Source organism: Motilibacter deserti (assembly GCF_011250635.1).
Lineage (GTDB): Bacteria > Actinomycetota > Actinomycetes > Motilibacterales > Motilibacteraceae > Motilibacter_A > Motilibacter_A deserti.
Genome location: NZ_JAANNP010000001.1, coordinates 568549 through 590920, shown reverse-complemented (window position 1 = coordinate 590920; position 22372 = coordinate 568549). Strand labels below are relative to the sequence as shown.

Sequence of the window (22372 nt, the reverse complement as noted above, 5' to 3'; positions counted from 1 at the left end):
CGGACGCCGCTGCTGCTCCGGACGCCGCTGCTGCTCCGGACCCCGCTGCTGCTCCGGACCCCGCTGCTGCTCCGGACGCCGCAGCGCCGGACGCGGCCGCTGCCGAGGCAACCGCCGCGCCCGAGGCTGCCGCCGAAGCGCCGGCGCCGCGCCGGCGTACCCGCAAGACCGCGAAGAAGGCGGCCGCACCGGCTGTCGAGACGCCCGCCGAGGCGGCGGCACCCGCGGCGGACGCTGCGGCCCCGGCCGCTGGCGTCCCGGCCCCCGATGCTGGCGTTGCGGCCCTCGCCGCCGACGATGCGGCTGCTGATGCTGCGGCTCCGGCCGCGGAGGCGGCGGCGCCCGTGGATGACGCGGCCTCCCTCGTGGCGGCACCGACGCCCGATGTCGCCACCTCGGCCGAGCCGCTCGCGGCTCACGCCGCACCGATCGAGCCGACCGCCGTGGCCACCCCGCCGGCGGTCCTCTTCCAGCCGCCGGCCGAGCCCGAGCCCGCACCCCGCCGCCGCCGGGCCACGAAGAAGGCGTCCGCGCCGGCCGCCACCCCCGCGGCCGACGCCGGCCCCGCCGACGCCGCCCCCTCCGACGCCGTCCCCGCCCCCGCGGCTGACGCGGCGGCTGCACCGGCGCAGGCCGAGGAGCAGCCGGCCCCGCGCCGCCGGCGTACGTCCAAGAAGGCCGCCGCCGCGGCCCTCGCCGCCGAGCAGGCCGCCGCGCTCGAGGCGGAGCAGGCTGCGGCGCTCGTCGCCGCGGAGCAGGCCGTCACCGGGGACGCAGCCGCCGACGGAGTGGCCGCCGCAGAGCCCGCCGCCGACGAGGCCGGCAGCGATGAGGCCGGTGTCGACGAGGCCGGTGTCGACGAGGCCAGTGTCGAGGCGCAGGGCGCCGAGCCGGCCGAGGCCACGGATGCCGAGGAGGACGCCGCCGAGGCGGTCTTCGAGCCGGTGGACGAGGCCGACAGCGAGGCCGACAGTGAGGCCGACACCGACGAGGCGCAGCCGAGCGAGGGGCGCCGCCGGCGCCGTCGCGGCGGCCGCGGCCGCCGCAACCGCCGCGGCGACACCGGCGGTGACCAGGGCGGCGAGGCCGGGAGCGACGCGACCGAGCCCACCGGCACGATCGAGGGCACGGAGCCCGAGACGGGCGAGGAGCAGGCGTCCGAGGCCGAGGGCCGCGACGCGGACGAGGCCGACCGGGACGGAGACGAGGAGTCCGCGGGCTCGCGCCGCCGTCGTCGTCGGCGCCGGCGTGGTGGCGCCGACGACGAGGCGACCCCGGCGGACGACCCCGAGCGCACGGTCGTCCGGGTCCGCGAGACCCGGCGCGGCCGTACGCGCGACGACGAGGACGAGGTGCAGTCGCTGCGCGGCTCCACCCGGCTCGAGGCCAAGAAGCAGCGCCGCCGCGAGGGCCGTGAGCACGGCCGTCGTCGGGTGCCCGTGCTCACCGAGGCCGAGTTCCTGGCCCGCCGGGAGAGCGTCGACCGCAAGATGATCGTGCGGCAGACGCGTCAGCGCACGCAGATCGCCGTGCTCGAGGACGGCGTGCTCGTCGAGCACTACGTCGACAAGGGCGAGACCGGCACGATGGTCGGCAACGTCTACCTCGGGCGCGTGCAGAACGTCCTGCCGAGCATGGAGGCTGCGTTCATCGACCTCGGCCGGGGCCGCAACGCGGTCCTCTACGCCGGCGAGGTCAACTGGGACGCCGCCGGCCTCGAGGGCCAGCCGAAGCGCATCGAGGTGGCGCTGAAGTCGGGCGACCCGGTGCTCGTGCAGGTCACGAAGGACCCGATCGGCCACAAGGGCGCCCGGCTGACCAGCCAGATCAGCCTGCCGGGCCGCTTCCTGGTCTACGTCCCCAACGGCTCGATGACCGGCATCAGCCGCAAGCTGCCCGACACCGAGCGCTCGCGGCTCAAGTCCATCCTCAAGAAGGTCGTCCCCGAGAACGCCGGCGTCATCGTGCGCACGGCGGCGGAGGGGGCGAGCGAGGAGGACATCGCCCGCGACGTCGAGCGGCTGCAGGAGCAGTGGGAGGAGATCGAGCGCAAGGCTGCGACGGCGAGCGCGCCCTCCCTGCTGCGCGGCGAGGCCGACCTCACCGTCCGTGTCGTCCGCGACCTCTTCAACGAGGACTTCTCCGGGCTCATCGTCTCCGGTGACGACGCGTGGAACACGGTCGAGCCCTACATCCGCGGCCTCGCGCCGGACCTCGCGGACCGCGTCTCGCGCTGGACCGGCACCGGCGACGTGTTCGCGGCGCACCGGGTCGACGAGCAGCTCGCGAAGGCGCTCGACCGCAAGGTGTGGCTGCCCTCGGGTGGCTCGCTGGTGATCGACCGGACCGAGGCGATGGTCGTCGTCGACGTCAACACCGGCCGCTTCATCGGCAAGGGCGGCAACCTCGAGGAGACGGTCACCAAGAACAACATCGAGGCGGCCGAGGAGATCGTCCGCCAGCTGCGCCTGCGCGACCTCGGCGGGATCATCGTCATCGACTTCATCGACATGGTCCTCGAGAGCAACCGCGACCTCGTGATGCGGCGCCTGCTCGAGTGCCTCGGGCGTGACCGCACGAAGCACCAGGTCGCCGAGGTCACGTCGCTCGGGCTCGTGCAGATGACCCGCAAGCGCGTCGGCACCGGGCTGCTCGAGGCGTTCTCGGAGCCGTGCGAGGCGTGCAAGGGCCGCGGTGTCCGGATCCATCTGGACAACGGTCACGTCGAGCCGGTCGCTGTCGCGGCCGCGCCGGTCGAGCCGGGCGAGTCGGCGGACAAGGGCCGCCGCCCGCGCCGCGGGATCGTCGTGCCTCCGGGCGCGCCGCCGTCGCCGGCACTGCTCGCGTCGTCCGCGGAGGGCGGGGCGGCCGAGGGCGCCCGCACGGAGGACGTCGGCACCGGGAGCGCTCCTTCGGTTGCCGGCGGGTCCGAGCAGGCTGTGGCCGACGCGACGCCGGCCGACGCCGCATCCGCCGACAGCAGGCCCGCGGAGGCCGAGCAGCCCGGCACGAGCCCGGTGGCCGCCGAGGACCCGGTCGAGCCGCCCGCGCCGCGGGCGCGGCGCAGCCGTCGGGCGACCCGTGCGGCGCAGGCTCCGCAGGCTGCTGCCGACGCGCCGAACGGCGAAGCCCGCACTGGTGAAGCGCGGAGCACCGAACCGCAGAGCGCTGAATCGAGCAGCAGCGAAGCGTCGTTCGGAAGCGGCAACGGCTCGCCCGGCGTCGCCGAGGACGCAGCGGAGCCGCGCCCGTCGCTCCTGAGCGAAGCCGGGCCCGACCCGGCGCAGGACGTGGAGCCGGTCGACGACGGGCGCCCCGTACGCCGCCGCCGACGGTCGAAGACGAGCTGACGCGAGGCGCGAGGACGGCCCGGGGCGCTGCCCCGGGCCGTCGCCGTGCGTGCCGACAGCCGCTGGAGCGTCTTTCGTCGCCATCGCAGGCACGTCGCGAGCGACACCCCTCGCCGCTCAGCGCGGAAAGGCGTAGAGCACGGCCCCGTCCTCGTCGCGCACGACGGCGCGCGGGGCCTTCTCCACGTCCAGCTCGACCCGCAGTCCGGCGCCCCCGGCCGCAGAGCGGGCGGCGTACTCGTAGCGCGTGTTCGTCAGCGCGAGCGTCTCGGTCCGGGCCGTCTGCAGCCACGGCCTGGCCCGGCGCAGGGCGAGCAGCTCCTGGTGTGCCCGCAGCATCCCCTCGCCCCAGGGCGCCAGGCCCGAGGGGTCGGCGGGGAAGGCCGGGCGCACGGCGTCGTCACCGCCGATCCGCTCCTCCTTGACCCCGGTGAACGCCTGCTCGTCGCCGTAGTAGACCGACGGGACGCCGCCGGTGGTGAGCAGCACGACGAGCGCCAGCACCGCCGCGTCGGGGCCGACGGTGCTCGCGATGCGCGAGACGTCGTGGTTGCCGACGAACGTCGCAGGCACGAAGCTGTCGAGGAACGAGCCGTGGCGGCGCAGCGCCCACTCCAGCTCGTAGAAGTTGCGGTCGACCAGGCTGCTCCAGACCGCCTTCCACAGCTCGTACTGCGTGACCGAGTCGACGGTCGAGCGGGCGACGAAGTCGGCGTAGTCACCGTGGATCACCTCGGCGACGAACCACGCGTCGGGGAACTCCGCCCGTACCCGGGCCAGCACCGTCCGCCAGAAGCTCGGGTCCACGGCGTACGCCGCGTCGAGGCGCCAGCCCGCGATGCCGCGGCGCAGCCAGTGGGTCATGACGGAGACGACGTAGTCGGCGACCGCGGGCTCGGCGTGGTCGAGCGCCACCAGCGAGCCGTGGCCCTCGAAAACCTGCGGGCGGGGGCCGCCGGGGGCGTCCCAGTCGATGCGGAAGAGCCTGGTCGTCGGCCCGGACGGCCCCTCGGTCAGCGCTCGGCGCAGGAGCGGGTGGTCGGCGCCGACGTGGTTGAAGACGCCGTCGAGGACGACCTCGAGCCCCTGCTCGCGGCAGGCGGCGACGAGGTCGTCGAAGTCGGCGTCCGTCCCGAGGCGCGGGTCGATCGTGAACTGGTCGACGCTGTCGTAGCCGTGGGTGGAGGCGGCGAAGACCGGCCCGAGCAGCAGCCCGGTCACGCCGAGGCCGGCGGCGTAGCCGAGCCAGGGGAGCAGCCGGCGCAGCCGGGGCGAGGGGTCGGGGTCGGGCTCGCGGATCGGGGCGCCGCAGAAGCCCAGGGGATACACGTGCCACCAGCTGCGCACGTCGTCCACGCGCTCTCGCCTCCTATTGAGTGGAACTCACTACTCAAGTGAGGCTAGGTCAGTAGCGGTAGGCTGGCAAGCGTGGCTCGACGTGACCGGTCCCCGCGCCAGCGCCTGGAGCCGGAGGAGCGGCGCGAGCGGATCGTCGAGGCCGCATCCGCAGCGTTCACGACGGCGCCCTACCGCGAGGTGGGCCTCGCCGGCATCGCCCTTGCGGCCAGCGCGTCCGAAGCGCTGGTCTACCGCTACTTCACCGGCAAGGCGGAGCTCTACGCCGAGGTCGTCCGCCGCGCGGTCGACCGGTTCGTGCAGCGGCAGGACGACGCCCTGGCTCAGCTCGCGCCGGGCGCGCCGGTGCGCGACCGCATCCGTGCGGCGACGCTCGTCCACCTGGACACGGTGGCCGCCCACCCCGCGGGATGGGGCGCGCCGCTCCTCGGCAGCGCGGAGGAGCCGGCGCAGGTGGCGCAGGTGCGCACGGCTGCCCGGGCCGACCAGGTCGAGCGGCTCCGGGCGCTGCTGAAGGCGAGGGAGGGCCGGCGACGCGAGTTCGCCCTCTGGGGCTTCTTCGGCTTCCTCGACACCGCATGCCTGCGCTGGGTCGACACCGGCTGCCCCGAGCAGGAGCGGTGGCCGCTCGTCGAGGCCGCCCTCGGTGCACTCGAGGGCGGCCTCGGCGACTGGGACGCCTGAGCCCGTCAGGCGGTACGTGGCGGGGACGGGGACGGGCTGGTGGCCGGCGGCGGCGTCTGCCCCGCCACGACGCGCGTCACCCGGACCGTGAGCTCACCGCTGTTGTCGCCGAGGTCCACGTCCCAGATCCCGAGCCGCAGCGCGCCGTTGCGCGTCGCGGTGTAGCTCCCCTTCCACACGTGGAGCTCGCTGCAGCCGGCCGCGTCGGCGTCCGCCGCGGTGAGGGCCGGGTCCACGCCGTTGAGGTAGAGGTCGAACAGGTCCGCCGGGCGGACCGTGTTCCAGTCCACCTCGCTGTCCCACTCCCCGCCGCGGGCGGCGCACTCGGCGTCCGCGAGGCCGTAGCCCGTGTCGTAGGCGCCGCTCACCGTCACTTGGTACGTCGCGCCCCGCACGAGCGAGCCGGCCGTCCGTACCGGGCTGGCGGAGTCCGCGGGCAGCGTGACCGTCTCGTCGACGAGCGTCGGGCCGCCGGTCACCGCCGAGCCGTCCGGGCTGGGCGGCGCGACGGCGGTGGACCGCTCGACGGTGACGCGGAGCGCGCCGGTGTTGTCCTGCGGCGACGGGTCGAAGACCTGAAGCCGTGCTCGTCCGTCGATGGACGGCGTGTAGGTCCAGGTGTAGGTGTGGGTGGACGTCGCGCAGTTGCTGGTGGCCGTGCCGACCGGGCTGAAGCCCGGCGCGACGCCGTCGACGTAGAGGTCGAGCGAGGCCTGCTCCTGATGGAGCGGGTCGACGGACGCAGTGCGCTTCCACGAAGTCGACTGCCCCCGTCGCAGGCACGCCGCGTCGGACTCGCCCTCGCCGAAGTCGATGACGCCGGAGGCGGTGACGGTGTAGGAGATGCCGGCCTCGAGGACCTGGCGCGTCCGGACGACGCCGCCGTCCGCCGGGACGTCCACCGAGTCGACGTACGCCGCCGGGCCGTCGGTGAGCCGCGGCTCGTCGTCCTCGGGCAGGGCGGCGGCGGGCGGCACGGGGGACGCGAGGTCCCACACCGAGGCGCCGGCCTTCATGACCGAGAGCCGCAGCGAGCCGGAGTTGTCGGGGTAGTAGTCGTCCAGCACCTGCAGCGTGAGCGGGCCGCTGGCCGACGGGGTGTGGTCGAGGTAGTAGACGTGCGCCGAGTCGCACGACCCCGTCGACCCGCTGCGCGTGCGCCAGTCGCTGCGCCCGTCGACCACGAGGTCGAACTGGGCCGTCCCCGTCGACTCCCACGTCGACTGCCGCGCCCAGCCCTTGTCGTCGTACGGGTGCCAGTTGCACGTCGCGTCGGCCAGCGAGCTGCCGGTGCCGTAGCGGTAGGTGCCGCTGACCGCGAGGCGGTACTTCGTCCCGGCCTTCAGCGAGAACGGCGTCGTGGTGACCTGGCCGAGGACCGGGACCTCGACGTCGACCGGCGACCCGGTGGACAGGTCCACCAGCGGCGGCCAGATCGGAGCAGGCGTCGGAGTCGGAGTGGGCGTGGGCGTGGGCCGCGGCGTCCACGCGGGCGGGGCGACGGGGACGACCGGGGCCGGGGTGGGCTTGACGGTCGGCACCGGGGGCGGCGTCGGCTTGGCCGTGGGCACGGGCGCCGGCGTCGGCGCCACCTTCACCGGAGGCTTGACGGGCGGCAGCACGGGGTCGACGACGAGCCCGGACCAGAACGAGGTCTTGCCCAGCGCGCCGTTCCAGCCCAGCGAGATGTGCATGTGATCGGTGTGGGCGCTGGCACCGTGGTACGGCCGCCAGACGGTGGGGCTGGACGTCGACCAGATGCGACGGTTCCAGATGACGTACATGACGCCCATGCGGCGCGCCATGGCCGCCTTGTTGCCGTAGCGGTCCGTGGCGAGGAGGTACTTCAGGAAGGCCGCGGCCTGCGCCTTCTGCTTCGAGTTGCGGACGTTGACCTTCCAGTCGAACGCGCGCCCCTCCTTGTGCTCCGAGCGGGCTCCGGCCTTGCAGGCCCGGCTGATGCCGAGGCTGCCCGTGCCCTTGTACGTCTTCTGCAGCCAGGTGGCCAGCTTCAGCGTCCCCGGCTTCGGCGTCGGGCTGCACGTCTTCTGCGGCTGCTGGGCGGCGAACCACTCGATCTTCTTGCCGAAGGAGCGGGCGGCGGCGTCGGCGAGGTGCGGCGCCTGGACCGCGGCGGCAGGGGCGAGCAGGGCGACGCTGAGCAGCAGCGGCACGAGCGCGCGGACGCGGCGGTCCTGCAGGAGCCGCTGGAGCTGGTGGGGCACGGAGGTTCCTCGTCGGTCGGCAGGCCGGCCGCCGCGTACACGACGGCTGCCGACGGCCCGGGAGAGCCGTCGCAATGCCTTCGGCACGGCCGGTCCCGGGCCTGACGGCCCGATGAGGTGACGTTTCGCCCCCGCAACAGGTCCCGGGCTACCGCGCGTCGTCGGCGGCGATCACCGAGAAGTCGTCGTCCCCGTGGCCCCGGCGGGAGGCGTCGAGGAGGGCGGCGGCCGCGGCGGTCAGGGCCGGCAGCGGCAGTCGCGTGGTGTCGAGCATGAGCCGGGAGTCCTTCGCAAGCAGGTCGGTGGAGAACTGCGTGTCGGAGTACGCCGCCGACCGCAGCGCCTCGCCCTTGGCCTTGACGGTGGGGGTGAGCATCGACCCGTCGAGCGCGGCCAGGACCTGCTCGGGGGAGAGCCCGGCGGAGCGGCCCAGCCGGAGCGCCTCGACGACCCCCTGCATGGCGACGGCGAGGGCGAGGTTGTTGACGAGCTTGTCGGCCGCGGCGAGGGCGGCCGAGTCGTAGACCCGCAGGCGGTCCGGGGCCGCCCAGAGCCGGACGAGGGGCTCGGCGACCCGCACCGCCTCCGGGTCCCCGCCGAGGAGGACGCCGAGCGCCCGGGCACGCGCGGGGGCGAGCGACCCGACGACGGGGGAGTGGGCGTACCAGACCTCGTGCTCGGCGGCCCACGCGGCGAACTCGCGCGCCTGCGCCGGGGACAGCGTGGTGACGTCGACCCAGGTGGCCTCGGCCGGGATCGGCAGCCGCGCGTTGACCACGACCTCGCGCACGGCGTCGGCGCCGAACAGCGCGGTGAAGACGACGTCGGCGCCGTCGACGGCCTCGGCCGGTGACCCGGCCCGGCGCGCGCCCTCGCCGACGAGCCCGTCGGCCGCCGCCGCGGTCCGGTTCCACACGGTCACGTCGTGCTCGTCGAGCAGGTGCCGGGCGAGCTCGCGGCCCATGCGGCCGAGCCCTAGGAATGCGATCCTCATGCGGTCCTCATGCGGTCTTCACGCGTCCGTCCGTCCGTCGGGGCTCGCGGGCGGCCGCCCGCGGTCGACACCCACGTTCCCGGCTCGGGCGCTGCGCACGCCGGACGATCCGCGGGCCTGTGCGGCCGGGGCCGCGGGCCGGTTTGACCGTGCCGGACGGGGCTACGTACTCTGTTTCCTCGGTGCGCCTCCGGCGTGCCTGCCCGCGCTTGTGCGCATCGGCCCCGCTCAGGATGCCGGTGCAGCCGCGCGGGCCGTCTCACGCGGGAAGGAAGCGCCAGGTGTACGCCATCGTCCGGGCCGGCGGCCGTCAGGAGAAGGTCGCTGTCGGTGACTACGTCGTCCTCGACCGGGTCGCTGGTGAGCCGGGGTCGACCTTCCAGCTCAAGCCGCTGCTCCTCGTGGACGGCGACACCGTGACCAGCGACGCGGCCGCGCTCGCCAACGTCACGGTGACGGCGGAGGTCCTCGACCACCGCAAGGGCCCCAAGATCGACATCCTCAAGTACAAGAACAAGACCGGCTACCGCGTGCGTGGCGGCTTCCGCAGCTCGCTGACGCAGGTGCGCGTCACCGGCATCGAGACCGGGAAGTAGGCCCGCCATGGCACACAAGAAGGGCGCGTCCTCGACGCGCAACGGTCGTGACTCGAACCCGCAGTACCTCGGGGTCAAGCGGTTCGGTGGCCAGCTGGTGAAGGCGGGCGAGATCCTCGTCCGCCAGCGCGGCACCCACTTCCACCCCGGTGACGGTGTGGGCCGTGGCGGCGACGACACGCTGTTCGCGCTCGTCCCCGGCCACGTGGAGTTCGGCCGCAAGCGCGAGCGCCGCGTCGTCAACATCGTGCCGGCCGCCGTCGCGGCCGACGTGGTCGCGGTCGCGGAGTAGCTTCCCCGCGGCACTGCAGTTCCTCGAAGGGCGGACCGGTCTTCCCCGGTCCGCCCTTCGCTTTTCCCCAGCCGGCGCAGCTGCCGCAGCGCGGACGTGCGTCCGTGCGGCAGGCTGGACCCGACGGCTTCGTGCCAACGAGAGGACAGCCCGTGACGACCTTCGTCGACCGCGTCGTGCTGCACGCGGCTGCCGGCGACGGCGGCAACGGCTGCGCGTCCGTCCACCGCGAGAAGTTCAAGCCGCTCGGCGGCCCCGACGGCGGTGACGGCGGCAACGGCGGCGACATCGTGCTCGTCGTGGACCCGCAGGTCACGACCCTCCTCGACTACCACCACGGCCCGCACCGGCGCGCGACGAGCGGCAAGCAGGGCCAGGGCAACAACCGCGACGGCGCGAACGGCGAGACCCTCGTGCTGCCGGTCCCTGACGGCACGGTGGTGACCACGCTCGACGGCGAGGTGCTCGCCGACCTGGTCGGGGCGGGGACGAGATACGTCATCGCCCACGGCGGCCGCGGCGGGCTCGGCAACGCCGCCCTCGCCTCCACGAAGCGCAAGGCCCCCGGCTTCGCGCTGCTCGGCGAGCCCGGCGACGCGCTCGACGTCGTCCTCGAGCTCAAGACCGTCGCCGACATCGCGCTCGTCGGGTTCCCCAGCGCCGGCAAGTCCAGCCTCGTCGGCGCGCTCTCGGCGGCCAAGCCGAAGATCGCCGACTACCCGTTCACGACCCTGGTGCCGAACCTCGGCGTGGTGCAGGCCGGCGACGTGCGCTTCACCGTGGCCGACGTGCCCGGGCTCATCCCGGGCGCCAGCCAGGGCAAGGGCCTCGGCCTGGAGTTCCTGCGCCACGTGGAGCGCTGCGCCGCCCTGGTGCACGTGCTGGACTGCGCCACGATCGAGCCCGGCCGCGACCCGCTCACCGACCTCGACGTCATCGAGGCCGAGCTGGCCGAGTACGGCGGCCTGGCCGACCGGCCGCGCCTCGTGGCCCTCAACAAGGTCGACGTGCCCGACGCCCGGGACCTGGCCGACATGGTCCGGCCCGAGCTCGAGGCGCGCGGGCTGCAGGTGCTCGAGGTCTCGGCCGCCACGCGCGAGGGCCTGCGCGAGCTGTCCTTCGCGATGGCCCGCGTCGTGGCTGACGCGCGCGCCGCCGCCCCTGCCGCCGAGCCCGAGCGCATCGTGCTGCGCCCGCGCGGCCACAAGGAGCAGGAGTTCACGGTCCAGCGCGAGGGCGACCGCTTCCGCGTGCTCGGCGACAAGCCGTGGCGCTGGGTGCGCCAGACCGACTTCACCAACGACGAGGCGGTCGGCTACCTCGCCGACCGGCTCGCCCGGCTCGGGGTCGAGGACGAGCTGCTCAAGCAGGGCGCGCAGGCCGGCGACGAGGTCGTGATCGGCGCCGGGGACAACGCCGTGGTCTTCGACTGGGAGCCGACGCTGGAGTCCGGCGCGGAGCTGCTGCACGGGCCGCGAGGGAGTGACATCCGGCTCGAGCCCGAGCGGCGGCGTACGCGGTGACGGCCGGCGCTGCGGCCGTGGCCGAGGTGCCCGACTGGCGCGGTGCCGTCGCGTCCGCCGCCCGCGTCGTGGTCAAGGTCGGCTCCTCGTCGCTGACGACGCGCGACGGCGGCATCGACGACGAGCGGGTGCGGGCGCTGGTCGACGCGCTCGCGGCGCGGGTGCGGGCCGGCTCGGAGGTGGTGCTGGTCAGCTCCGGCGCCATCGCCGCCGGGCTCGCTCCGCTGGGCCTGCGGCGGCGTCCGCGCGACCTCGCGACGCAGCAGGCGGCGGCCAGCGTGGGCCAGGGCATGCTCATGCACCGCTACACCTCGGCGTTCGAGGGCCACGGCGTACGCGTCGGGCAGGTGCTGCTCACGGCCGAGGACGTCATCCGGCGCAGCCACTACCGCAACGCCCAGCGCACGCTCTACCGGCTGCTGGCGCTCGGCGTGCTGCCGGTGGTCAACGAGAACGACACCGTGGCGACGCACGAGATCCGCTTCGGTGACAACGACCGGCTCGCCGCGCTCGTCGCGCAGCTGGTCCACGCCGACGCGCTCGTGCTGCTCAGCGACGTCGACGGGCTCTACGACGGCAACCCGCGCAACCCCGGGGCCAAGCTCATCCCCGAGGTGGCCAACGCCTCCGCGCTCGACGACGTCGACGTCGGGGGGGTGGGCAGCTCGGTCGGCACCGGCGGCATGGTGACGAAGGTCGAGGCGGCCCGCATCGCGACCGGGGCCGGCATCCCGACCCTGCTGGCGGCCGCCGCAGACGCGGGGCGGGCGCTCGGCGGCGACCCGGTCGGGACCGTCTTCGCCGCCTGGGGGCGACGGCGCTCGACGCGGCTGCTCTGGCTGGCGCACGCGACGGCCCCGCGCGGCCGGCTCCGGCTCGACGCCGGCGCAGTGCGCGCCGTCGTCGAGCGCAGCGCCTCGCTGCTGCCCGCCGGGGTGACGGCCGTCGAGGGGGAGTTCGCTGCCGGCGATCCGGTCGAGCTAGTGGACGAAAAGGGCCACGCCGTCGCCCGCGGTCTGGTCAACTTCGATGCGACGGAGCTTCCGGGGCTGCTCGGCCGCTCCACGCACGAGCTGGCCGCCGACCTCGGGCCGGCGTACGAGCGCGAGGTGGTCCACCGCGACGACCTCGTCGTCCTGAGCCGTTGACGGCTCATGCGGTCCAGAGCCGGTAGCGGCGGAGTTCACAGGGAAGGTTGGGCGTCTGTGTCGTCCTCTTCGCAGCCGGACGGGCCGGAGCAGTTGGGCGAGATGTACCACGTCACGCTCAGCGTCTGCGGGGACCCGATGGACGAGGCGTCGCTGCAGGAGGCGCTGCGCCGGCTGGCCGAGGAGCGCCCCTTCCTGCTCTCGGCGCGCTTCTCCAGCGAGCGCGCCGAGGTGCGCTATTGGGAGGAGGCGCGCTGCCTGGACGACGCGGCCGCCCTCGCCCTGCGGCTCTGGGGCGAGCACCGGACGAGCGCCGGGCTCCCGGCCTGGGAGGTCGTCGGCCTCGAGGTCGTGGACCGCGAGACCTACCACTGGCGGATGGCCCAGCCGCCGGCCCCGGCGCTCGTGCCGGCCGGCGAGGTCGCCCCCTTCTGACCCCACCCTCGCGCTGATCATGCGCATATGGCGAGTTGTCCACAGACACGAGGCTGTGGAGAACTTGCCACATGTGCATGATCACGACGAGGAAGGCGGGGCGCGCAGCGGCGGGGTGGGAAACCGCGCAGGCAGAGGCGAGGCGGCGGAGAAAGGCGAGGCGAGCGGACGCGGGGCCGCCGTACCCTGAACCCGTGAGCGCCGACGTCTCGACCGCAGGGCAGCCCGACACCTCGACCGACGAGCGCGAGGCCGTGCTGGCCGCCGCCCGCCGGGCCAAGGAGGCGAGCGTCGAGCTCGCGCCACTGCCGCGCGGCCCCAAGGACGCTGCGCTGCTCGCGATGGCCGACGCGCTGCTCGAGCACGCCGACGAGATCCTGGCCGCCAACGCCGAGGACATCGCCCGCGCCGAGGGCAACGGCACCCTGGCCAACATGATCGACCGGCTGCGGCTGACCCGCGAGCGGCTGCAGGGCATGGCCCAGGGCCTGCGCGACGTTGCCGCGCTGCCCGACCCGGTCGGTGAGGTGGTCCGTGGCTTCGTCCGCCCGAACGGCCTCGAGGTGCGCCAGGTGCGCGTGCCGATGGGCGTCGTCGGGATCATCTACGAGGCCCGGCCCAACGTCACGGTCGACGCCGCCGGGCTCTGCCTGAAGTCCGGCAACGCCGCCCTGCTGCGCGGGTCCTCGTCGGCGTACTCCTCCAACACCGCCCTCATCGCGGTGCTGCAGCGCGCGCTCGTCGCGGCCGGCCTGCCCGGGGACGCGGTCCAGCTCGTGCCGGGGGAGTCGCGCGAGTCGGTCAAGCACCTCATGCGCGCCCGCGGGCTGGTGGACGTGCTCATCCCGCGCGGCGGGGCGGGGCTGATCCGCTCGGTCGTCGAGGAGTCGACGGTGCCGGTGATCGAGACGGGCGTGGGCAACTGCCACGTCTACGTCGACGCCGAGGCCGACGTCGACATGGCCGTGAAGATCCTGCTCAACGCGAAGACCCAGCGCACCAGCGTCTGCAACTCCGCCGAGACCCTGCTCGTGCACGAGGACGTCGCCGACGCGTTCCTCCCCGTGGCGCTCCCGGCGCTGCGCGAGGCCGGCGTCACGCTGCACGCCGACGAGGCGGTGGCCAAGGCGGCCGCGGACGCGGGGATCGAGACGGTCGAGGCGACCGAGGACGACTGGTACGCCGAGTACCTCTCGCTCGACCTCGCGGCCAAGGTCGTCGGCTCGCTGGATGAGGCGGTCACGCACATCCGCACCTACGGCAGCGGCCACACCGAGGCCATCGTGACCCGGTCCCAGCAGGCGGCGCGCCGGTTCGTGGCGACCGTGGACTCGGCCGGCGTGGCGGTGAACGCGTCGACCCGGTTCACCGACGGCGGCGAGCTGGGCTTCGGGGCCGAGATCGGCATCTCCACCCAGAAGCTGCACGCGCGCGGGCCGATGGGGCTGACCGAGCTGACGTCGACCAAGTTCGTCATGACCGGTGAGGGCACCGTCAGGGCCTGAGCCCGCTGTGCCACGATGGGCGCCGGAGCACGCAGCCGGCGCTCACCTCCCGTGGGAAGCGGCTGCCCGCCGACGAGACCGACCGAACCGACGAGCGACGACGAGGAGCGCGACATGCGCAGTGCCGTGCTGGCCGCCGAGGAGCACGCGAACGAGCTGCCCGCCGACCCGCTGGTGATCGGGCTGATCACCTTCGGCATCCTCATCGTGGCGCTGCTGATCACGATCAGCTTCAACCACGACCGCTGACCCGGCGCCGGGCCTGCGCAGGCTCCGCGGCGGCCCGGCTCAGGCGGCCGGCAGCACCTCGTCGCAGGTCTGGTTGGACCAGGTGACGGCCGCGAGGTAGGCGCGCGACAGCTCGGTCACGTCGACCGGGAGCGCGTCGGCGAGCGTCGCGATCCGCCGCTCGTCGCTGGCCTCCTGCGCCAGGACGGCGTCGAGAATCTTGCCGAGCCGGCCCTGCTTGTGGGCGAGCGCGAGGTGCAGGTCCGCGGCGAGCGGGAGCCGCTCGACGACGACGTCCATCGACAGGCCGAGCAGCATGTCCAGGCTCGAGAGCAGCCCGACGATGAAGGCCGACTCGGGCCGCGTCCCGCCGACGCGACCGGCGAGGATCTCGCACGCCCGGGCGCGCGTCATGGCCGTGCGCAGCTTCTCCTCGTCCGGCTTGCCCGAGGCGAGGACCATCAGCAGCATCCACGAGCGCAGCGTCTGCATCCCGAGCAGGACGAGGGCGTCCCGGATCGACTCGATGCGCCGGGCGGGGCCGGAGGCGGCGGCGTTCGCGGCCCGCAGCACGCGGTAGTTCAGCCCCACGTCGGTCCGCACGACCGCCTCGATGTCGGCCAGGTCGATCTCCGGGTCCGCGAGCTTGGCCAGCAGCTGCAGGCTCGACAGCTCCGACGGCGAGACCGTGCGCGCGGTGACGACGTCGGGGCGGAGCAGGAAGCGCCCCTGGAAGTGCTCGAAGCCCAGCTCGTGACAGCGCTCCATGTCCGAGAGCTTCTCGACGCTCTCGGCGATGAGCTGCACGTCCGCGTCCGCGCGCAGCTCGCGGACGAGCCGGGGCAGGTCCTCCGGGCTGGTGTGGGCTATGTCGATTTTGACGAAGCGGCAGAACGGCAGCAGGGGAGCGCGCTCGGGCTCGCCCCGCCAGTCGTCCAGCGCCAGGGCGTACCCCTGGTCGGCGAGGCGCTTGACCCCGTGCAGGGCCTCGTCGTCGGCGAGGATGCTCGGCTGCAGCTCCAGCACCGCCGAGTCCGCGGCGAACGGCACCGGGAGGGTGCCGACGATGAAGGCCCGGGTGACGTTGACGAACGCGCGGCGTCGGCCGACGAGCCGCTCGAGGCCGAACTCGGTGAACGTGCTGACGATGACGCGGGTGGTCGCGGCGTCCGCGGGGTCCGTGCCCGGGTACGCGGCCGCGACGAGAGCGCGCTCGGCGCCCGTGTCGGCCGGTCCCTCGGGGCGGAAGAGCAGCTCGTAGCCCACGACCTGCAGGGAGCGGTCGTACACCGGCTGCCGGCCTACGTGGACGGCTGTCACGAGAGGTCCTCCTCGTCGGTCGCTACGGTTCTGTGTCGGCAGGTCGTCGCAGGGGCTTGAGCGCACCGCGGGGTGCGGCCCGGGCCGGCCAGGGAAGGGCGGGACGTGGGCGAGCGCATCGGCGTCATGGGCGGGACCTTCGATCCCGTGCACCACGGCCACCTCGTCGCGGCGAGCGAGGTGAAGTCGCGTTTCGGGCTGGACGAGGTCGTGTTCGTGCCGACAGGCACACCCTGGCAGAAAACCCACCAGACCGTGACACCGGCCGAGCACCGCTACCTGATGACGGTCGTCGCGACGGCCTCCAACCCCGGCTTCACCGTCAGCCGGGTCGACATCGACCGGCCGGGCGTGACCTACACGATCGACACCCTGCGCGACCTGTCGGCGCAGCGGCCCGGCGCCGAGCTGTTCTTCATCACCGGCGCGGACGCGCTGGCCCAGATCCTGTCCTGGAAGGACGCCGACGAGCTGTTCCAGCTGGCGACGTTCGTGGGTGTGACGCGGCCCGGCCACCGGCTGACGGTCGAGGGCCTGCCCGAGGACCGGGTGTCGATGCTGGAGATCCCGGCGCTGGCGATCTCCTCGACCGACTGCCGGGCGCGGGTCTGCCGGGGCGAGCCGGTCTGGTACCTCGTGCCCGACGGGGTGGTGCAGTACATCGCGAAGCACCGGCTCTACACCTCCGCCGGCTGCCTGCCGCCGCAGGCCTGACCTGCCCGGGCAGGGCCGCGCGTCGGGCCTGCGCCGAGCAGCTCGCGGCAGGTGGCACGCTGGAGTGCGTACGCCGGCGCCCGCCGGCGCCTCCGAGCACCCCGAGGAGCCCCTTGCCCGCCAGTGAGAGAGCGATCGAGCTCGCCCGTGCCGCTGCCGTCGCGGCCGCCGACAAGCTCGCCGACGACGTCGTCGCGGTCGATGTTAGCGACCAGCTCGTCATCACGGACGCGTTCGTCCTCGCGTCCGGTTCGAACGACCGCCAGGTCCGCGCGATCGTCGACGCCGTCGAGGAGAAGCTGCGCGACCTGGACGCGAAGCCCGCCCGCCGTGAGGGCGAGCGCGAAGGCCGATGGGTGCTGCTCGACTACGTCGACATCATCGTGCACGTGCAGCACGCCGAGGACCGCGTCTACTACGCGCTCGAGCGGCTCTGGCGGGACTGCCCGTCGATCCAGCTGCCCGCGGAGGCGCGGCAGGGGCGCTCGGGCGCCACGGACGGCGCAGCGGCGTCCGGGCCGGACGCGCCGACGACCGGTGACGGGCTGGCCGAGGCGTGAGCGCCCGCCGCAGGCTGATCCTGTGGCGGCACGGGCGGACGGTGTGGAACGCCCAGCTGCGCTTCCAGGGGCAGACCGACGTACCCCTCGACGAGGTCGGCGTCGACCAGGCCCGGCGCGCCGCCCGCATGCTCGCCTCCCTGCAGCCCGCGCTGATCGTCGCGTCGGACCTGCAGCGCGCGGCCGACACCGCGGCGGCGCTCGCGGCCGTCACCGGGCTCGAGGTCACGACCGACCCGGGGCTGCGCGAGACCAACGCGGGCGTCTGGCAGGGCCTGACGGCCACCGAGATCGCCGAGCGGTTCCCGGACGAGTGGGCCGCCTGGCACCGCGGTGAGGCCGACGTGCGCCCCGGCGGCGGCGAGAGCCGTCTGGAGGTCGCTGCGCGGGCCGTGGAAGCCCTGGACAAGGCCGTGGCCCACGTCGGCCCGGGGGAGACCGTCGTGGCGGTCACGCACGGGGGAGCGGCGCGTACGGCGCTGGCCCGGCTGATCGGCCTGCCGCAAGAGGTCTGGGGCTCGCTCGGCGGCCTGTCCAACTGCAACTGGTCGGTGCTCAGTGAGGACGGCGAGCGCGGCCCGGGGCTGTGGCGCCTGCTGGAGCACAACGCCGGATCGCTGCCCGAGCCTGTGTTGACCGAGGAGGGGTAGCCCGGTCGCCCTAGGGGGCCAGGGCAGCACGGTCTGCAGTGCCTGTATGCTGATCCAGCCGCAAACGCGGTGCGGGGCTGTGGCGCAGCTGGTAGCGCACCTCCATGGCATGGAGGGGGTCAGGGGTTCGAGTCCCCTCAGCTCCACCTAGGACGACGGCGTGCGAACTGCACGCCGTTGTTTGCCATGTCCAGGCTTTCACCTGCGCCCTTGTCAGTGGGCAGTGCCGGGGCGTCGTCGGGGTGGTAGAGCCGGAGCGCCGGCCGGATGTCGTCGCTGTCGTGAACCGTGACGGACTCCACCAGGGCGCTGAACAGTTCCTTGCGCAGGGCCACGGGGCCGGTGCGCACTGCATGCGCGAGGGCTTCGCGCCAGGCTGCGAGCTCGGCGGGCGTGGGCAGGACAGGAAGCTCGTTGCCGGCGAGCTCGAGCTCGAGGGCCGCGGTGCGGCTGGTGAGCCCGGTGAGCTCGTCGTCGAGCTCGGCAGCGCGTGACTCGTACCGCTCGGCGCTGAGCCGGCCCGCCTCGTAGTCGTCCTGGTAGCGCTGACGGGTGCGCTGCTTGGCGGCCAGGGAGGCGCGTACGGCCGCGAGCTCCTCGCTGGCAGGCCCTTGCCGGTCGTCGCGTCGCTCGCGATGCGCGGTGAGGGCGTCGCTGAAGACGTCGGTGTCGCTGTAGCTGGCGAGGATGGCCTCGACCATGAGCTCCTCGAACTCGCCGGCGGGCAGGTTCGGGCCGCCGCAGGCTGCGGCGCCGCGACGTCGCGCGGTGACGCAGCTGTAGTAGCGGTGCTTCCTACCGTTGCTGCCGGTGCCGCTAGTGCCGACGTAGGCGCCGCCGCACCGGCCGCACCGGACGGTCCCGCTGAAGGGGAAGTCGCGGCTCGCCGAGGCCGCCGCCGACGGCTCGGCTCGCTTGGCACGCAGCCCCTCCGCGGCACGGAAGAGGTCGGGGTCGATGATGGCGTCGTGCTGGCCATCGAGCCACTGGTCACCGTAGGGGACGTAGCCGATGAAGCTCGCGTTGCCGAGCACGCGGGCGACGGCTTCGGGGGACCACCCCTTGGTGCCGGGGCCGGTGATGCCGTCCTCATCCAGCCCGCGGGCAATGGCGCGGGTGCCTCTGGCGCCGTGCACGTACTCGTCGAAGATGCGCCGGACGACCCCGATGGTGTCGGGGTCGGCCTCGATGACGTGGTCGGCGTCGACGCGGAGTCCGTAGCCGACACGGCGGGTGAGCGGGATGCCGCGGTGGACCTTGGCGTGGATGCCGCGGGTGATGCGGTCGATGATCATGCTGCGCTCGAACTGGGCGAAGCTGCCGAGCATGGCGAGGATGAGGTTGCCCATCGCGGTGCGGGTCTCGAACTCCTCCGTGGCCGAGGCGAAGTCGACGCCGTCCTCTTTGAGCAGGTCGACGGTGTCGAGCAGGTCGGCAAGGCTGCGGGACCAGCGGTCGACGCGGGCGACGAGGACGAGGTCGAACTTGTCCTGCGCTGCGTGGGTGAGCAGCTTGCGCATCTCGGGGCGCCCGGCGATGTCCTTGCCGCTGGCGCGCTCGACGTAGTCGGCGACCTGGACCCATCCGTCGCGCAGCGGGACGAAGCTCTCGAGCTTGAGCTTCTGGGCGTCGAGGGAGAAGGGCTGGTTGGCTTCCTCGGTCGATGCGCGCCGGTAGAAGGCGACGCGGATGACCTTCGGCTGGGTCTGGTCGCCAGCCGTCGCGGACCTGGGCTGCTTGGCCTTACGTCCGGGGACGCGGCGGGGGAGGGGTGCGCTGGTTGCCGGGCGGTCGGTGGTGCCGGACGGGAAGCGAGGAGCCAAGGCAGAGTCCTTCTGGCGGCGGTGGTGAGGGAAGCGAACGCTCGGGTCAGGGTGCCAGGGTCAGGCCGCCTGGTCTTCGTAGTCGCTGGCCTGTCGCTCGGCCAGCGGGGTCGACTCGTGGTCTATGGATGACAGCTCGTGGGTGAGCAGCGCCGCGAGTGCGCGGACGGCGGCGGTGTGCTGCTCCCAGGTCATCGGCGCGTCAGTCGGCTCCTGCAATGCCATCGGCCGCCGGCGGAGGGCGCGGCGGCTGATGGTGGTTGTGGGCGGGGGCTGGTGATGTTCGGTTGAGGCGGGCACGGCGAGGCCAGGTGCCTGCTGCCGGGCATGTGGCAGTCACCTGCCACCGGACAAGAGCGGCATGCCGGGCGAACCGCGTCACCCGGGCGGGTGAACTGTGGTCAGGGGAAGCAGGGCGGCAGCGCGTTCTGCTCAGCGAGCCGCTCGACTGCACCGTAGGTCACCGCGAAGACGAACAGCTGATCCGCGGGCCACGCGCGCACGATCCGGTCCATCCGCGCGACGCGGGGACCACTACCGTCGTCCCGGCTGGCCAGCCGGTGCGGGCCGCTGGCGGTCGCCCCGGCGTAGCGCTGCTCGGCGAGCTGGTCCCAGGCGGCCCCGAGGTGGGGGTCAGCGGGTCGGCCGGCGGCGAGCCAGGTCTCGACGTCCGGGTCCGGCGCCTCGCTGGGCACGGACAGCTGGGTGCGGACGACGTGCCGGACCAAGCCGAAGAAGGCGTCTGGGATCGCGCTGTCCCAGGCGGGGAGCGCGAGCTCGGCATACCGGGTGCCGCGGGGGTCGAACACGTCCAGGTGCAGGTCGAGCAGCGGGATCGGGCCGAGGCGGGCCTCGATCTGGCGACCGAGTCGGCGGCGCGTGAGCTCGTCGAGCTTGCACAGGTCCGCGAGGGGACGGGTCGCGGTCAGCACGGACGCGGCGTGGGGCGCTGGGTCATGACGGCACCGTGCCCGCCTCTGGGTGTCCTGCAGTCACCGGGCGCTGCGTGCCCCAGACTGCCGAAGGTGAGGACGGCGCGCGCTGAGGTGCCGTGGCTAGGCCGGCCGCACGTCCAGCAGGTCAGCGTGCTGAGCGACCCGAGCCAGCACCTCGTAGTAAGGCACCCTGGGCTCCGACCCGTAGTACAGGTCCCTCATTGCGGCGTCGTGCTCGGCCCGCAGACGGTCGGCGAAGCGGCCGGCAGGGTCGAAGGCTGGGCTAGCCGCGAACCCGCCTGCGGGAACCGGCTCGTCGCCGCCGAAGTCTGCTGAGACGCGGTAGATGTCGTCGAGCACTTCCGCAGTGGCCTGCCGGTCCGCCAGGAACGCGAGCACGTCCTGCTGCGCCAGCAGGGCCCAGATGTCGTAGAACTGGCGCCCGATCCGTGGCCACCCGTGGCGAGGGTCATCCGTGTGCACGATGAAGTTGTTCACGCGAAGGAGCTTCTCTAGCAGGGTCCGGCCCGGGTGCAGCACCTGCACCGTGAACGGGACCAGGTCGGCGTACGCGTCGACGTCGAAGCCCCCGGCCTCCTGCAGCTGGCGCGTGAGCAGTGAGGTCACGGGCTGGCGGCTGGACGGGTGCCGGCCGCCGGACTGCCCGAGCTCAAGCAGGACAGCACCGGGGTCGGCGATCCCTGTGGCCGCTTCGCTGGGCGCGTCCAGCGGCGGGTGCAGGTAGGCATGGCGGTGCAGGTTGCCGAGCGTGCCGCCGCTCTTGAGCCCAGAGGGCGGAGCGCCTCCGACCGCAGCGTGCGCGGCGCCGATCATCTGCCTCATCGCGGTCTTCGTCGCTGCCTCACGGCCGAACGAGCCGACGACGAGCAGGTCGAGGTCCTCGGAGAACCGTTGGATGATGCGTAGCTTCTCCAAGCTGGTCCCGCCCTTGAAGATGACCGCGTCGGGCTTGTCCGCCTCGATGGCGCGCAGCGCCTCGCAGACCCAGTAGTCCTTCTGCACGGCCAGCGGCTGGATGCCGAGCTGCTCGGCCGCGGCGGCGAGGGTGGCCCGGAAGGTCTCCGGATCCTCCTCCCGCCACCGCGGTCGCTGCCCAGCGGTCGCCGGCGCGCTCATGCTTCCCCGCGCGCCGGCACGGCCCGTGCCGCCCTGCTTCGAGGGTCGACCTTCGGGACCTGCGTGGCCAGCGCATGCTCACCGGCGTCCTCGAGAGCGGCTGCCAGCCGAGCCCGCACCGCGGCAGGCTCAGTCCTGGAGGCCTTCACCAGCTTGTCCGGACGGACAGCGCGATCGCGGATGAGTTCGACCAGGCGGCGCCTGGCGTCCTCGGGTGCCAGCTCCACCACCCTGTCCCAATCGCCCAGCGTCTCCAGCAGAGCCACCTCGGCCGGTTGGAGCCGCTGGGTGCGCCGTGCGGTCCTGCGGGCTCTCGACACGAACGTCACCGGACCGACACCGCCGGGGGGACGGGCTGGGACGGCGACCTGAGCGGCGCGGGGCACCTGCGTCGAGAGGCGCAGCAGGTTCGCGGCCGAGAGCCCTGCGGGGCCGACGCCCTCGTGCCCGGCCAACGCGTCGACCAGCGCATCCACGGGAGGCGGGCTCATCCCCAGCGGGGTGCGCGTTCCGCGCCAGTAGAGCCCGCGCCGGACACGTCTGAGCTCGCCCTGGGAAGCCAAGCCCGAGAGCAGGTGGTGCACCGTCGAGTTCGCTCCGGCCAGGTCGCCTGGTCGCCAGAACCGGTTCTTGCTGGCGAGCACAGCGTCCCGTGCGGAGAGCGTGCGCGTCGCACTGCGGGCGCGGCCAGCCGCTGCCTTCCGCCCCGCCGTCTTGAGCTGCGACATCCTGCCTCCCCGAGTCCAGCATCACGGTACGCGAAGCTGCCGGTGCGCGCACGCATGCGGCGACGAGAAGCTGCTGTGGGTGGTGCACGTCAAGGGCACCCACTCCAGTCAGGGTGTGTCGGCATGCCCTGACCGTAGGCCTGTACCTGGGGGCCGGATGCAGGAGCCA

At 73.9% G+C, this 22372-nt stretch carries 21 protein-coding genes and 1 tRNA gene; 13 read left to right on the top strand and 9 right to left on the bottom strand.

Translation table 11 applies throughout. From position 1 onward, the window contains the following. Positions 1–3350 (top strand): Rne/Rng family ribonuclease (locus G9H71_RS23335; protein ID WP_166278975.1); only part of this gene is annotated, 3350 nt, incomplete at its 5' end. A 117-nt stretch (positions 3351–3467) separates the two neighbouring features. On the opposite strand, the gene G9H71_RS02710 is transcribed toward G9H71_RS23335, so the two are convergent. Continuing rightward, the gene (locus G9H71_RS02710; RefSeq protein ID WP_166277382.1) at positions 3468–4706 is read right to left on the bottom strand and encodes an alpha-amylase family protein; all 1239 of its coding nucleotides are present in this window, start codon (positions 4704–4706) and stop codon (positions 3468–3470) included. Between the two features lie 72 nt (positions 4707–4778). Between G9H71_RS02710 and G9H71_RS02705 the strand changes: the two genes are divergently transcribed. After that, positions 4779–5390, top strand: coding sequence for a TetR/AcrR family transcriptional regulator (locus G9H71_RS02705; protein ID WP_166277379.1), 612 nt, complete (start codon positions 4779–4781; stop codon positions 5388–5390). Positions 5391–5395: 5 nt separating this feature from the next. Here G9H71_RS02705 and G9H71_RS23020 read toward each other — a convergent pair whose 3' ends face one another. Both G9H71_RS23020 and G9H71_RS02695 read right to left on the bottom strand, forming a co-directional pair. Further along, entirely contained in the window at positions 5396–7615 is a 2220-nt protein-coding gene (locus G9H71_RS23020) for a hypothetical protein (protein ID WP_196791523.1), read from the bottom strand. Positions 7616–7763: 148 nt separating this feature from the next. Next, positions 7764–8609, bottom strand: coding sequence for an NAD(P)-dependent oxidoreductase (locus G9H71_RS02695; protein ID WP_166277376.1), 846 nt, complete (start codon positions 8607–8609; stop codon positions 7764–7766). A gap of 281 nt (positions 8610–8890) precedes the next feature. Between G9H71_RS02695 and rplU the strand changes: the two genes are divergently transcribed. The 7 genes from rplU (at position 8891) to G9H71_RS24340 (ending at position 14357) form a co-directional block, all read left to right on the top strand. Beyond that, positions 8891–9205, top strand: coding sequence for a 50S ribosomal protein L21 (gene rplU, locus G9H71_RS02690; RefSeq protein ID WP_331272702.1), 315 nt, complete (start codon positions 8891–8893; stop codon positions 9203–9205). Between the two features lie 7 nt (positions 9206–9212). Next, on the top strand, positions 9213–9497 hold the full coding sequence (gene rpmA, locus G9H71_RS02685) for a 50S ribosomal protein L27 (protein WP_166277370.1): 285 nt from the start codon (positions 9213–9215) through the stop codon (positions 9495–9497). Between the two features lie 152 nt (positions 9498–9649). Next, positions 9650–11020, top strand: a complete 1371-nt coding sequence (obgE, locus tag G9H71_RS02680; RefSeq protein WP_166277367.1) for a GTPase ObgE — start codon at positions 9650–9652, stop codon at positions 11018–11020. Beyond that, the gene (gene proB / locus G9H71_RS02675; protein ID WP_331272701.1) at positions 11017–12168 is read left to right on the top strand and encodes a glutamate 5-kinase; all 1152 of its coding nucleotides are present in this window, start codon (positions 11017–11019) and stop codon (positions 12166–12168) included. The genes obgE and proB overlap by 4 nt, the downstream gene beginning before the upstream one ends. A gap of 57 nt (positions 12169–12225) precedes the next feature. Next, complete coding sequence (locus tag G9H71_RS02670; RefSeq protein ID WP_231133993.1) at positions 12226–12603, top strand: hypothetical protein; 378 nt, start codon at positions 12226–12228, stop codon at positions 12601–12603. Between the two features lie 194 nt (positions 12604–12797). After that, positions 12798–14108, top strand: a complete 1311-nt coding sequence (locus G9H71_RS02665) for a glutamate-5-semialdehyde dehydrogenase (RefSeq protein ID WP_331272700.1) — start codon at positions 12798–12800, stop codon at positions 14106–14108. 114 nt (positions 14109–14222) lie between these two features. Beyond that, positions 14223–14357 carry a hypothetical protein gene (locus G9H71_RS24340; RefSeq protein ID WP_269204424.1) on the top strand — a complete coding sequence of 45 codons (135 nt, stop codon included), beginning with the start codon at positions 14223–14225 and terminating at the stop codon, positions 14355–14357. Between the two features lie 39 nt (positions 14358–14396). Here G9H71_RS24340 and G9H71_RS02660 read toward each other — a convergent pair whose 3' ends face one another. Further along, the gene (locus G9H71_RS02660; RefSeq protein ID WP_166277357.1) at positions 14397–15656 is read right to left on the bottom strand and encodes an EAL and HDOD domain-containing protein; all 1260 of its coding nucleotides are present in this window, start codon (positions 15654–15656) and stop codon (positions 14397–14399) included. Positions 15657–15782: 126 nt separating this feature from the next. On the opposite strand from G9H71_RS02660, the gene nadD reads away from it, so the two are divergent. The 4 genes from nadD to G9H71_RS02640 all read left to right on the top strand — a co-directional run bounded on the left by nadD (position 15783) and on the right by G9H71_RS02640 (position 17726). Next, entirely contained in the window at positions 15783–16370 is a 588-nt protein-coding gene (gene nadD, locus G9H71_RS02655) for a nicotinate-nucleotide adenylyltransferase (protein ID WP_166278969.1), read from the top strand. Between the two features lie 113 nt (positions 16371–16483). Then, the gene (gene rsfS, locus G9H71_RS02650) at positions 16484–16930 is read left to right on the top strand and encodes a ribosome silencing factor (RefSeq protein ID WP_166277354.1); all 447 of its coding nucleotides are present in this window, start codon (positions 16484–16486) and stop codon (positions 16928–16930) included. Continuing rightward, a complete protein-coding gene (locus G9H71_RS02645; protein WP_166277352.1) occupies positions 16927–17580 on the top strand; it encodes a histidine phosphatase family protein in 654 nt (217 codons plus the stop codon). Before rsfS ends, G9H71_RS02645 begins: the two co-directional genes overlap by 4 nt. A gap of 73 nt (positions 17581–17653) precedes the next feature. Next, positions 17654–17726: transfer RNA gene (locus G9H71_RS02640), tRNA-Ala, on the top strand. On the opposite strand, the gene G9H71_RS02635 is transcribed toward G9H71_RS02640, so the two are convergent. The 5 genes from G9H71_RS02635 to G9H71_RS02620 form a co-directional block, all read right to left on the bottom strand. Next, positions 17718–19403, bottom strand: a complete 1686-nt coding sequence (locus G9H71_RS02635; protein ID WP_166277349.1) for a recombinase family protein — start codon at positions 19401–19403, stop codon at positions 17718–17720. The two genes, G9H71_RS02640 and G9H71_RS02635, sit on opposite strands and share 9 nt — an antisense overlap. Before the next feature lie 60 nt (positions 19404–19463). Further along, positions 19464–19598 carry a hypothetical protein gene (locus tag G9H71_RS24335; RefSeq protein WP_269204423.1) on the bottom strand — a complete coding sequence of 45 codons (135 nt, stop codon included), beginning with the start codon at positions 19596–19598 and terminating at the stop codon, positions 19464–19466. A gap of 206 nt (positions 19599–19804) precedes the next feature. Continuing rightward, positions 19805–20335, bottom strand: coding sequence for a hypothetical protein (locus G9H71_RS02630; RefSeq protein ID WP_166277346.1), 531 nt, complete (start codon positions 20333–20335; stop codon positions 19805–19807). 123 nt (positions 20336–20458) lie between these two features. Continuing rightward, positions 20459–21475, bottom strand: coding sequence for a nucleotidyl transferase AbiEii/AbiGii toxin family protein (locus G9H71_RS02625; protein ID WP_166277343.1), 1017 nt, complete (start codon positions 21473–21475; stop codon positions 20459–20461). Beyond that, on the bottom strand, positions 21472–22203 hold the full coding sequence (locus tag G9H71_RS02620) for a hypothetical protein (RefSeq protein WP_166277340.1): 732 nt from the start codon (positions 22201–22203) through the stop codon (positions 21472–21474). The genes G9H71_RS02625 and G9H71_RS02620 overlap by 4 nt, the downstream gene beginning before the upstream one ends. Between the last annotated feature and the right edge of the window lie 169 nt (positions 22204–22372).